General features: G+C 54.8%; 14 protein-coding genes. 2 read left to right on the forward strand and 12 right to left on the reverse strand.

All coding sequences use genetic code 11. The annotated features are described in order from the left end of the window. Nucleotides 1–2: 2 nt before the first annotated feature. From fliP to fliF, 11 genes are all read right to left on the reverse strand, one after another. Complete coding sequence (gene fliP, locus D6029_RS15890) at nt 3–740, reverse strand: flagellar type III secretion system pore protein FliP (protein WP_120065652.1); 738 nt, start codon at nt 738–740, stop codon at nt 3–5. Continuing rightward, entirely contained in the window at nt 740–1,132 is a 393-nt protein-coding gene (gene fliO / locus D6029_RS15895) for a flagellar biosynthetic protein FliO (protein WP_120065653.1), read from the reverse strand. The genes fliP and fliO overlap by 1 nt, the downstream gene beginning before the upstream one ends. Nucleotides 1,133–1,136: 4 nt before the next feature. Next, nucleotides 1,137–1,550: a flagellar motor switch protein FliN gene (fliN, locus tag D6029_RS15900; protein ID WP_034496354.1), complete on the reverse strand. Its 414-nt coding sequence runs from the start codon at nt 1,548–1,550 to the stop codon at nt 1,137–1,139. Continuing rightward, nucleotides 1,547–2,551 carry a flagellar motor switch protein FliM gene (gene fliM, locus D6029_RS15905; RefSeq protein ID WP_120065655.1) on the reverse strand — a complete coding sequence of 335 codons (1,005 nt, stop codon included), beginning with the start codon at nt 2,549–2,551 and terminating at the stop codon, nt 1,547–1,549. Before fliM ends, fliN begins: the two co-directional genes overlap by 4 nt. Nucleotides 2,552–2,555: 4 nt before the next feature. Next, on the reverse strand, nt 2,556–3,023 hold the full coding sequence (gene fliL / locus D6029_RS15910; protein ID WP_120065670.1) for a flagellar basal body-associated protein FliL: 468 nt from the start codon (nt 3,021–3,023) through the stop codon (nt 2,556–2,558). Nucleotides 3,024–3,148: 125 nt separating this feature from the next. Further along, a complete protein-coding gene (locus D6029_RS15915; RefSeq protein WP_244212418.1) occupies nt 3,149–4,375 on the reverse strand; it encodes a flagellar hook-length control protein FliK in 1,227 nt (408 codons plus the stop codon). Continuing rightward, entirely contained in the window at nt 4,375–4,818 is a 444-nt protein-coding gene (fliJ, locus tag D6029_RS15920) for a flagellar export protein FliJ (protein ID WP_120065657.1), read from the reverse strand. The genes D6029_RS15915 and fliJ overlap by 1 nt, the downstream gene beginning before the upstream one ends. Nucleotides 4,819–4,907: 89 nt before the next feature. Continuing rightward, entirely contained in the window at nt 4,908–6,266 is a 1,359-nt protein-coding gene (gene fliI / locus D6029_RS15925) for a flagellar protein export ATPase FliI (RefSeq protein WP_120065659.1), read from the reverse strand. Next, nucleotides 6,266–6,967: a flagellar assembly protein FliH gene (fliH, locus tag D6029_RS15930; RefSeq protein WP_120065660.1), complete on the reverse strand. Its 702-nt coding sequence runs from the start codon at nt 6,965–6,967 to the stop codon at nt 6,266–6,268. Before fliH ends, fliI begins: the two co-directional genes overlap by 1 nt. Next, entirely contained in the window at nt 6,960–7,952 is a 993-nt protein-coding gene (gene fliG, locus D6029_RS15935; RefSeq protein WP_115628001.1) for a flagellar motor switch protein FliG, read from the reverse strand. The genes fliH and fliG overlap by 8 nt, the downstream gene beginning before the upstream one ends. Continuing rightward, a complete protein-coding gene (gene fliF, locus D6029_RS15940) occupies nt 7,949–9,628 on the reverse strand; it encodes a flagellar basal-body MS-ring/collar protein FliF (RefSeq protein ID WP_120065661.1) in 1,680 nt (559 codons plus the stop codon). The genes fliG and fliF overlap by 4 nt, the downstream gene beginning before the upstream one ends. Nucleotides 9,629–9,858: 230 nt before the next feature. On the opposite strand from fliF, the gene fliE reads away from it, so the two are divergent. Then, on the forward strand, nt 9,859–10,170 hold the full coding sequence (gene fliE, locus D6029_RS15945; protein WP_120065663.1) for a flagellar hook-basal body complex protein FliE: 312 nt from the start codon (nt 9,859–9,861) through the stop codon (nt 10,168–10,170). An 81-nt stretch (nt 10,171–10,251) separates the two neighbouring features. Continuing rightward, nucleotides 10,252–10,665, forward strand: coding sequence for a lipoprotein YedD (gene yedD, locus D6029_RS15950; protein WP_120065673.1), 414 nt, complete (start codon nt 10,252–10,254; stop codon nt 10,663–10,665). A gap of 32 nt (nt 10,666–10,697) precedes the next feature. Here yedD and D6029_RS22425 read toward each other — a convergent pair. After that, nucleotides 10,698–10,991: hypothetical protein (locus D6029_RS22425; protein ID WP_208642689.1), on the reverse strand; the 294-nt coding region annotated here is incomplete at its 5' end.

A 10,991-nucleotide genomic window follows, 5' to 3' on the forward strand; every position in this document is an offset into this window, starting at 1 on the left:
CTCTAACTGTAGAAACTTTGCGCCAGCGAACCGACCAGCAATTGCCAGCCATCCACTAACACAAACAGCATTAATTTAAAGGGCAGGGCAATGGTGGCTGGTGGCACCATCATCATCCCCAGCGCCATCAGCACGCTGGCAATCACCAGGTCGATAATCAAAAATGGAATGAATACCGTAAAGCCAATCTGGAAAGCGGTTTTCAGCTCGCTGGTGACGTACGCCGGAAGCAAAATACGCATCGGCACCACTTCTGGCCCTTCGAGCGGCGGCGTGTTCGCCAGACGGGCAAACAGTGCCAGATCCGCTTCACGGGTTTGTCGCAGCATAAACTCACGCAACGGCTTTGAACCGCGTTCCAGCGCTTCATCCATCTGGATTTTGTTTTCACTAAACGGCTGATAAGCATCGGTATAAATTTTATCGAACACCGGAGCCATAATGAAAAACGTTAAAAACAGCGCCAGGCCGAGCAACACCTGGTTTGGCGGTGCGGAAGGCGTGCCGAGCGCACTGCGCAGCAGGCCGAAAACAATAATGATGCGCGTAAAGCTGGTCATCATCAGCAAAATGGCGGGTAAGAACGTCAGCGAGGTAATAAACACCAGCGTCTGCACCGGCAGCGTCCAGCTCTGCCCGCCGTTAGACATCGGCTGGCTGATAAGCCCCGGCAATTGAGCCAATGCGGCTGGCATCAAAAACAGCAAGCCGAGCAACGAGAAGGGGAGCCAACGTTTCATCAATCTTTCCCGTTACGTTTAAGCAGGTTTTTCATCAAACTATTTTTCATTAGAGTCTGGAAATCAGCCTGTTGGGCAGGTGCAACGGTTTCGCTTACGGCTGCGGCGGGCAGCGTATGCAAATGGGTGATTTTCCCGGCCGTCACGCCCAGCACCAGGCGGGCGTCCTGCACATCGACAATCACCACGCGTTCACGCGCGCCCACGCTGCAACTGGCACTGACTTTCATCTCTTTGCTGGAGCCGGTTTTCGGCGCAAAGCCAAAGCGTTTTGCCACCCAGGCGGCCAGCAAAATAAACACGATAATGGCGGTTAATGCACCGCTCACTTGCACCAGTGGGGAACCGGTGCTGGTGGCGGATTGTTGCTGAACGGATGCCTGGGTTTTCATTGAATTAACGGCTCAGACGACGCATACGTTCGGACGGCGTAATAATGTCGGTAATACGCACACCGTATTTATCCGCCACGACCACCACTTCGCCCTGCGCAATCAGGTAGCCGTTGATCAGGATATCCAGCGGTTCGCCCGCCAAACCATCGAGGGCTACCACCGAACCTTGCGACAAACGCAGCAGCTCTTTGATGGTCATGCGCGTGCGACCCAGTTCAACCGTCAGCTTGACCGGAATATCCATAATCAGGTCGATATCCTGCATCGCGCCTGCAATGTCATTGCCTTCCAGCGCACGGAATACGCTGTCGGCGGTGCTTTTGTTGGTGGAGACTTTTTGTTCGTTTAACGCATCAGCCCACAGATCGTCCACGGAGCCGGCATTGTCGTCGGACGGTTGATTAATATCACTCATTTGGGCTGTTCCTCGTTCAGCGAATTCAGTATTGGGTTGATCAAATGTTCGACGCGTAAAGCGTACTGGCCGTTAAGCGTGCCGTACTGACTGGTCAGCACCGGAACACCGTCAACGTGCGCCAGAATCCGGTCCGGTTTATCAATCGGCAACACGTCACCCGGTTTCAATTTTAAAATTTGCGACAGACGCAGCGGAATGTCGGCAAAGTTGGCAATCAGCTCAAGTTCAGAATGCTGAACCTGACGCACCAGCGTATCGCGCCAGCTCTGGTCTTCCTGGCGGGAGTTTTCCAGCGGCGGGTTCACCAGCAGTTCGCGCAACGGCTCAATCATGCTGAACGGCAGGCAGATATTAAATTCGCCGGTCAGGTTGCCGATTTCCACATGGAATGGCGTATTCACCACGATGTCGTTTGGCGACGTCGTAATGTTGGTAAATTTGACCTGCATTTCGGAACGCACATATTCCACTTCCAGCGGATAAATGGCTTTCCATGCGTCGCTGTAAGATTCCAGCGCCAGTTTCAACATGCGGTTAATCACGCGCTGCTCGGTGTGGGTAAATTCCCGGCCTTCCACTTTGGTCGGGAAACGCCCGTCGCCACCAAACAGGTTATCGACGGCGATAAACACCAGACTTGGCGAGAACACAAACAAACCGGTGCCGCGCAACGGTTTCAGGTGCATCAAGTTGAGGTTGGTAGGCACCGGCAGGTTACGAGCAAACTCGTGGTATGGCTGAATGCGAATCGCCCCGACGGTAATGTCCGGGCTACGGCGCAACAGGTTAAACAACCCCATACGGAACTGACGAGCAAAGCGCTCATTAATGATCTCCAGCGCCTGCAAGCGCTCGCGCACCACGCGACGCTGGGTATTCGGGTCGTAAGGACGAATATCGGTTTCGTTGACGACGCTGCTTTTAGGTTCGTCGGAAGTGTCACTGTCGCCATTTAACAGTGCGTCAATTTCGGCCTGTGAGAGAATGCTATCGCCCATGGGATTACCGCAAAATGAAAGCGGTATACAGCACGTCGCTGACTACCTGTTGGGGTTGCCCGGCGACCAGCGGCGGAGCCAGCGTATTTTTGATGGCTTCCACCAGCTTCTGTTTGCCCTCGTCGGTTGCCAGCGCGGCACCATCCTGGCGGGAAAACAGCAGCAATAAACGGCTGCGCACTTCAGGCAGGAATTCGCTCAAACGCTGGCGCGTCGCTTCATCTTTCAGACGCAACGTGACGCCAATGTACAACACGCGATCGGCATCACCGAGGTTAACGGTGAAGGTGTCGAGCGCGAAAAATACCGGCGCAGGCGGTGGCTCAGGCGCTTTTACTTGTGCAGATGCAGGCTGTTGCTGCATACGCCAGTAGCTATAACCGGCGGTTGCACACGCGGCAAGGGTAATCAGGACCAGTAACGGCATCCAGATGGAGCGCTTGCGGCCTTTTGGCAAAGCGTTGTCAGTCATAAAACGCATCTTTCCTGTATTCGGTACTGCATATGGATTGATTATCCCGTGTCGCCGGGCGTTCAAAGCCCCGAAAACACGTGATATTTGTCGCTATCTTTCTCGTTTAGCTTAGGGAGCGTTTCTCAGGCGAAAATATCCACCGCATTATTTCCCGAGGCTAAACGCTGCACGCTGGCCGGAACGGCGAGGGATTCGGCGTCACCGCCCATTGAAGGGAAACTGCCGCCAGAGCGTTGAGTTTGCTGTTGTTGCTGGTCAGATTGCTGTTGCTGCCCGGCAAAACTTTCGCTGCTGATACTGCTCTGCCCAAGCTCAATTCCGCTTTCTGCCAGCGCAATACGCAAGTTCGGTAATGTGGCTTCCAGCGCGGCACGCACGTGACTGTGCGCTGAAACCATCTGCAATTGCGCCTGGTTATCGTCGAGCTTCATGCTGATTTGAATCTGGCCTAAATCTTCCGGATGCAAACGCAGTTCGGCACTTTGCTGGCCCTGACGAACAGATAACGTGATGTGTTGGCTCACCGCCTGCTGCCACTCCTGGCTTCCCAGTTGTGCGCTGATTTGTGGTGCGACAGGCACGGCAATTTGTGAGCTGGCAGGTGTGGCGACGGTGGCGGTGCTGAACGCTGGCGCTGCGAGCGTGGAAGCCTGGCTGGTGTTATTAGCGGCGCTATTTGCCGCAGTATCGCGGCTGCCATTTTCGGCATTATTTAAAGCGAAGGTTTTGCTATCAACCAGTGGTTCGCTGGTGGCCGGTGCGTTTTTCGCCACGGGCGCGTTATCCCGCGCGGTGGATTTATCGGCAATTGTGGCTGGCGTGCGGGCATCACTGGTTAAGGTATTTTTGATGCCGCTGCCCGCAAGCAAAGTATTCAGGCTCACGGCGGCATCACTTTCCGCATCAGGCTGAACATTCAGCGTATTCGTAACCGGTGTTTGCTGCGGCAGCATGGCGAACAGCGCGCTTAATGCCTGCATATCGGCGTTACTCAAAGTCTGCGTTTGCTCGTTCTGCGCATCGACCTGTGCTGTTTTATCTTCCACGCCAGTTTTCTTCACATTGGCGAGCAGGGCGGATAACGCTTCCGACGTATCGAGGTTTTCTAACAGCGAGGCCAGCGTGGCTTTTTCATCAGCGGCGGCGGCAACGCCTTTCCCTGCGGTTTTGTTGAGCGCAGCTTCGAGGGAGACAGTTTTACCGTCAGCCAGCGAAATCTGGCCGGGCAGGGCTTTACCGAGCAGGCTCAGGAAATCTTCACTGAAACCTTTATCGGCTGAAATGGCGCTGCCGGAAGCCGTGGTAGACGTTGCGACATCTGGAGAAGTGATCATCAGGGGCTGCATCATTATTCTGGTTTCCTCAGTGTTGCCCGCTGGGCATATTCATCCATCAGTTTTTGGTCGAGTTTGTTTTCAGCCAATAACACCTGAGCGGCTTTACGCTCCTGCAACGTGCGCCAGGCCTGCAATCTCTTCTGTTTTTCTTGCCACATATTCAGCGCCTGGTTGACCTTGTTATTCCACTGCATCAACTGCTGGCGGTGCTGGTCGATGGCCTTTTCCAGCGTCTGAATAAACTGCTGATAATTCTGCCAACGGTTGCTGGCAATTCCCTGGCTCATGCTGTCGTTGAGGCTGGTGCTGTATTCAAACTGGTAGTTAATCAGCATGTTGAGCTGTTCTTCCGCCTGCTGGCAGCCACGGCGCATTTCCCCTAAGCGTACTGCCGCATCCTCGACCTCTTTTTCAGCCAGATCGTGCAGGGTTTCCAGTGCTGTGCTTTGGTTCATTGTGACTCCTGTCGAGCTTTTGTCGGATGACGCTGACGCTTATCCGACCTACGAAATCAGACGCTTATCCATCCGACCTACGAAACTGATCAAACGCCCGGGAAAATAATCTCTAATGACTGACACGCTTCTTCCCAGCCGCTGCGCTCAAAAATTCCTTGCTGCAAAAACGCTTCCAGATGCGGCCACAGCACAATCGCTTTATCGAGCTGCGGATCGCTGCCTTTGGCATACGCGCCGACGCTGACCAAATCGCGGTTGCGCTGGAAGCTGGATAACAATTGTTTGAAATGGCGCACCCGCGCGTAATGCTGATCGGTTATCAATGACGTCATGGCGCGACTGATGGACGCTTCAATGTCGATAGCCGGGTAATGCCCCGCTTCTGCAAGGCGGCGTGAAAGCACAATGTGGCCGTCAAGAATCGCACGCGCCGAGTCGGCAATCGGATCTTGCTGATCGTCGCCTTCCGTCAGAACGGTATAAAACGCGGTGATCGACCCGCCGCCAGAAATGCCGTTACCCGCACGTTCCACCAGCGCCGGAAGTTTGGCGAAAACTGACGGTGGATAACCTTTGGTGGCAGGCGGTTCGCCAATGGCGAGGGCGATTTCACGTTGCGCCATCGCGTAGCGGGTGAGGGAGTCCATAATCAAAAGTACGTGCTGACCACGGTCGCGGAAGTCTTCCGCAATACGCGTGGCGTAAGCCGCACCTTGCATACGCAGCAACGGCGAAACATCCGCTGGTGCGGCAATCACAACCGAACGTGCGCGGCCTTCGGGGCCGAGAATGTTCTCGATAAAATCTTTAACTTCACGACCACGCTCGCCGATTAACCCGACCACAATCACATCGGCCTGGGTATATCGCGCCATCATGCCTAACAGCACGCTTTTCCCGACGCCGGAACCGGCGAACAGGCCCATACGCTGCCCACGGCCCACCGTCAGCAATGCGTTGATTGGGCGCACGCCGACATCAAGAACATGTTCGATAGGGGTTCGTTGCAGCGGGTTAAAAGGCGCGGCACCTAAAGCGCCAAACACAGTCGTTTCCGGTGCCGGAAGGCTGTCGAGCGGGCGACCGCTGCCGTCGAGCACGCGCCCGAGCAACGCCGGGCCGAGAGGTAATTGCTTCCCGCTATGTAAACCCCCTTCGCTGGTGGCGCGGGCATAAACACGCGCACCTGGCAAAATGCCTTCCACTTCTTCAAGCGGCATCAGAAACAGGCGTTGCCCGTTAAAGCCGACCACTTCACATTCGATATCGCGAGAATGCTGCTCGATAATGCAGGTCGCGCCCAGTGGCAATTGCAGGCCGGTGGCTTCCAACACCAGCCCGGTGGCGCGGGTCAGGCGACCATAACGGCGCACAGTCGGCAACTGCGACATCCGCTCTTCGAAGCTGTCGAGCGAATTAAGCCAACGCGTTAATCGGGCGGTCATCACAACACTCCTGGGGCGGCGAGGCGGCAGAGTTCTTGCCAGCGCGTAGCCACGCTGGCGTCGAGATCGCCTTCGTCGGCGGAGACTTTACAGCCGCCCTGATGCAGACTCGGATCACCGCGCAGCCGCCAGCCATGCAGACTCAGCGTTGCGCCTAACATTTCTTCCACGCGTTGCAAATCGTCCGGGTGGACGCGCAGTTGCGGTTTCCCGCTAAACAACGGTTCCTGCTGCAACAGCGCCTGAATCTGTTTAATCAATGCGTTGTTATCAATGCCTTTTACTTCGCCAATCACCTGGCGCGCGGCTTCCAGCGCCATTTGCATTAAACGCGACGCGATCACGCTATCGAGGGCGTCGAGGGTGTACTGGAATTCGCTAACCAGTTGCTGCATTCGGGCATGAACCGGGGCTTGCTGCTGTTTAGCTTCAGCCAGACCTTGTTCCAGGCCTTGCTGTAAACCCACTTTGCGGCCTTCTTCGATACCGGCTTTTTGGCCTTCGGCGTAACCGGCCTGATAGCCTTGTTCGTGGGCCTGCATCTGCATTTGTGCAAGTTGTTGCTGTAAATCTGGCGCGCTTTCCTGCTCGTGTTCAGCTTCCTCAACATCAGAATCAGAACCAAACAGCGGCTCGAAACTTTGCGAGGGCGGCGCCAGGTCGTCTGGCGTCCAGATTTTCCATGGAAGCCCGTTAGACATAGGTATCCTCGCTGGTGCCAATCACCATCTCGCCGGTTTCTGCCAGACGACGAACGATAAGCAGAATCGCTTTCTGTTCGTTTTCCACCTGCGACAGGCGCACCGGGCCACGGTTGGACAGGTCGTCGCGCAGAATGTCTGCCGCACGTTGCGACATGTTGCGCAGGAACTTCTCGCGCAGCGGCTGTTCCGCACCTTTGAGGGCGATAAGTAGCGATTCGGACTCCACTTCCTGCAACAGGCGCTGGATGCTGCGGTCGTCCACTTCCACGAGGTTTTCGAACAGGAACATCTCGTCGATAATTTTCTGTGCCAGCTCGCCGTCGAAATCGCGCACCGCGGAGATAACCGCTTCTTCCTGCTGCGTTTTCATCAGGTTGATAATTTCGGCTGCGGTTCTTACGCCGCCCATTTTGCTGCGCTTGAGGTTCTGGCCGTCGAGCAGGTTGTTGAGCACTTCGGTCAATTCAGCCAGCGCTGCCGGTTGCACGCCGCCGAAGGTGGCGATACGCAGCATCACATCGTGGCGCAAACGCTCGTCGAACAGCGCCAGAATATCGGCAGCCTGGCCGCGTTTGAGATGCACAAGAATGGTGGCGATAATCTGCGGGTGCTCGTCGCGGATAAGGTCGGCGGCACTTTGCGGCTCCATAAAGTTGAGCGTTTCCATGCCCGAAGTGGTTTCGCGGGTTTCCAGAATATCTTCCAGCAGGCTGGACGCACGTTCCTCGCCCAGCGCTTTGATCAGCACCGAACGCAGGTAGTCGTTGGCGTTAATCGACAGCGCGGCGTATTGCTCGGCTTCTTGCTCGAACTCGGCCAACACTTCGGTTAACTGTTTATTGGAAATCTGGCGAATGCTGGCCATCGCGGCACTGAGATGCTGGACTTCACGCGGGCTGAGGTGCTTAAACACCTCTGCCGCACGGTCTTCGCCAATGGTCATCAACAGAATTGCGCTCTTCTCTGTTCCGCTAATACTCATAGTTCGTTACTCATCCATTGGCGTATCACCAGCGCAACCACGCGCGGATCGTTATCAGACATCTCGCGAATGCGTTGGCTCATCACTTCAGCGCTCAGTTTTTGATTCACTTTGCGTTGTTGTTGCTGTTCGTCTTTGGTCAGGCGTACTGACACCGCGTCTTCTTCTTCAACACGCTGGCGTTGGGCTTCGACCTGCGCCAGCTGCACCGCTTCTTTGCGCTGAATCAGTGGGCGAACCACTTTGCGCCACAGCAGCCAGGCGACAATCAACACCACCAACCAACGACCCGCCGACATCAACATTTCGAAGAAGGCTTGTTGCTTCCAGAACGGCAATTCAAGGCTGGTTTCATCGGTGGCGCTAAACGGCGAATTCACCACGTTGAGCGTATCGCCGCGCTTATCCGAGTAGCCCATCGCTTCACGCGTCAGGTTCTCGATTTGCTTCATCTGATCGGCGGTCAACGGCAACGGTTTGCCATCGGACAACTGGCGATAATTCACCACCACCGCCACGGACAAGCGCTGCACATCGCCGACGTTCAACTTGGTGTGGCGAATAGTCCGGTCAACTTCGTAGTTGGTGGTTTCGTCGCGATGAGTGTTACTCGAGCCACTTTGACTTGACGTCGATGTTGATTGGTTTTGCGGCTGTGCATTCGCCTGGTTATTTTGTGGTGGCGTAGAAATCGGTGCGTTATTCGGTGGCGCAGGCTGGTTAGACAGCGCACCCGGCACGCCGCCTGGATTGCGGCCATTGACTTGCTCACTCAGGTTTAACTGGCGTGAACGCACCGCCGACTGAGAAGGGTCGCTGTTCGGGCGATACTGCTCTTCGGTTTGTTCTTTATTAGAGAAATCGATTTGCGCGGTAACTTGAGCGTGAACATTTCCGCTGCCAACGATCGGCGCAAGAATCGTTTCGATGCGGCGCTGGAAGCGGTTTTCGACATCCATCGCATATTTAAGCTGTGCGTCGTTCAGGTCGCGCCCGGCGGTATTGGACTGCGTAAGCAGATGCCCGCCCTGATCAACCAGCGTCACGTTGCCCGGCGGTAAACCGGCAACCGCGCTGGAAACCATATGCACCACCGCGCTGATTTGCCCTTCATCCAATGCGCGGCCTGGCTCGAGGCTCAGCGTGACGGAAGCAGAAGGGGATTTTTGTTCGCGGACAAATAAAGAAGGTTTCGGCATCGCCAGATGCACACGCGCGGTTTTAACCGGGCCGAGGGTTTCGATGGTGCGCGCCAGTTCACCTTCCAGCGCACGCTGGTAGTTCACTTGCTCGCTAAACTGACTGATGCCGAACTTTTCCTGGTCCAGCAATTCAAAACCGACCGCGCCGCCTTTCGGCAACCCTTGCTGGGCGAGGCGTAAACGCAGGTCGTAGACTTTATCGGCGGGAACTTCAATCGCGCTGCCGTTATCGGAGAAGCGATAAGGCACATTCATTTGGGTCAATTGCGTGACGATGGCACCACCGTCCTGATCCGCCAGATTGCTGTACAGCACTTTGTAATCTGGCGTTTTCGCCCAGAGTACGAGGGCAACAATAACGGCGATGGCGGCGGCACCCGCGACCATCAGCGGGATTTTAGGATTCGCGCGAATGCGGGTCAGCCACTCCTGGGTTTTGTTTTGTGGCGTTTGTGCCTGGGCCGCTGCGGTCATTGAGCACCTCGCAGCAGGGCATAGACATCATTTTTAATATAAAGAGTGAACAAAACGAGCTCCCGGGTCGACAACCACAACAAAAGTTCCACATAGATGGCAGCGTTATTATTTTCTTTCTCAAAAATTTCGATGGCTGAATTAGCTCTATTTATTGACGCTATTTACCGCCTTTATCCTATTGACAAGGTGTTAATCTTGCCGCGTTAAAAATTACTGGGGCAGGGGAAATGGCAATTCAGGGTATCGAAGGCGTACTTCAGCAGTTGCAGGCAACGGCGCTGTCGGCGGGGAATCCGGTTCAAAATAGTGAACCAAAAGTCAGCTTTGCCGGTGAATTACAGGCCGCACTTGGCCGCATCAGCGAAACACAAACCGCTGCCCGCACTCAGGCCGAAAACTTTGCCATCGGCAAACCCGGCGTTGCGCTTAACGATGTGATGGTTGACCTGCAAAAATCCTCGGTTTCATTACAAATGGGGATTCAGGTGCGTAATAAGCTGGTTTCTGCTTATCAGGAAGTCATGAACATGCAGGTTTAGCTTTCGGCTAAACCACTGAAACACTGGCGGGCTAAGTGCTTTAATGCGAAAATTATTTTTTCTCCGCAGTCGGGATAGATGATGAAGAAGATTGCATTATTGACAGTGTTGCTGGCGTTAAGCGGCTGTGTGCAAGTTGATGATTACCGCGAAGTGGTGAAAACCCCAGCGCCTGCCGGGCTTGCGGGTTACTGGCAGTCTGAAGGGCCGCAGAGTGAGATGGTGAGTCCTGAAGCGATTGCTACTTTGGTGGTGACGCAAGAAGGTGACACGCTGGATTGCCGCCAGTGGCAACGTGTGATTGCGCTGCCTGGCAAGCTGACCGTGCGTTCAGATGACTGGTATAACGTGACGAATAAACGCGAAGTTTATAGCGTGGAACGTGAAGGCAATATTTTAGAATACGCAGGTATGACGCTGAAACGTGTTGATCGTCCGACGCAAGAATGCGCGGATTATTTGCAGAAAAACCCGCTCGAAAGCAAGTTACCGTAAGCATTGATTTTCCTCTCCTTGAAGGCTGTCTCTTAGTCACAAGTCACCCTGGCAATTTTGTCAGGGTGAGATTTGCAAGCCTTGCTGATTTTCCGTTCACCCGTGCGTTCAGTTATCTCTTTAATTCCCGAAAACGGTGAACGTGCCAGTGGGATAACGACATCCCCCTGGCGACCCCGTCGCCCGGTGATTAAATTGCCGCTACGCGGTAAACCCCAGCTTATCCCCAACATCAGGGTCGTTCGCGACTCGTTCCAGACGATCGCTCTCTTTCGCTGCTCCCGGCAGCTCAACCCTGATTTATGGGGAACACTGGGGCAATTTAT

Source organism: Buttiauxella izardii (assembly GCF_003601925.1).
Classification (GTDB): domain Bacteria; phylum Pseudomonadota; class Gammaproteobacteria; order Enterobacterales; family Enterobacteriaceae; genus Buttiauxella; species Buttiauxella izardii.

Bases quoted from the DNA above. Each gene is read 5' to 3' on its own strand.
- fliG (WP_115628001.1), bottom strand. From the start codon at position 7,952: ATGAGTATTAGCGGAACAGAGAAGAGCGCAATTCTGTTGATGACCATT.
- fliP (WP_120065652.1), bottom strand. From the start codon at position 740: ATGAAACGTTGGCTCCCCTTCTCGTTGCTCGGCTTGCTGTTTTTGATG.
- yedD (WP_120065673.1), top strand. From the start codon at position 10,252: ATGAAGAAGATTGCATTATTGACAGTGTTGCTGGCGTTAAGCGGCTGT.
- D6029_RS15915 (WP_244212418.1), bottom strand. From the start codon at position 4,375: ATGATGCAGCCCCTGATGATCACTTCTCCAGATGTCGCAACGTCTACC.
- fliJ (WP_120065657.1), bottom strand. From the start codon at position 4,818: ATGAACCAAAGCACAGCACTGGAAACCCTGCACGATCTGGCTGAAAAA.
- fliM (WP_120065655.1), bottom strand. From the start codon at position 2,551: ATGGGCGATAGCATTCTCTCACAGGCCGAAATTGACGCACTGTTAAAT.
- fliH (WP_120065660.1), bottom strand. From the start codon at position 6,967: ATGTCTAACGGGCTTCCATGGAAAATCTGGACGCCAGACGACCTGGCG.
- fliF (WP_120065661.1), bottom strand. From the start codon at position 9,628: ATGACCGCAGCGGCCCAGGCACAAACGCCACAAAACAAAACCCAGGAG.
- fliI (WP_120065659.1), bottom strand. From the start codon at position 6,266: ATGACCGCCCGATTAACGCGTTGGCTTAATTCGCTCGACAGCTTCGAA.
- fliL (WP_120065670.1), bottom strand. From the start codon at position 3,023: ATGACTGACAACGCTTTGCCAAAAGGCCGCAAGCGCTCCATCTGGATG.
- fliE (WP_120065663.1), top strand. From the start codon at position 9,859: ATGGCAATTCAGGGTATCGAAGGCGTACTTCAGCAGTTGCAGGCAACG.
- fliO (WP_120065653.1), bottom strand. From the start codon at position 1,132: ATGAAAACCCAGGCATCCGTTCAGCAACAATCCGCCACCAGCACCGGT.
- fliN (WP_034496354.1), bottom strand. From the start codon at position 1,550: ATGAGTGATATTAATCAACCGTCCGACGACAATGCCGGCTCCGTGGAC.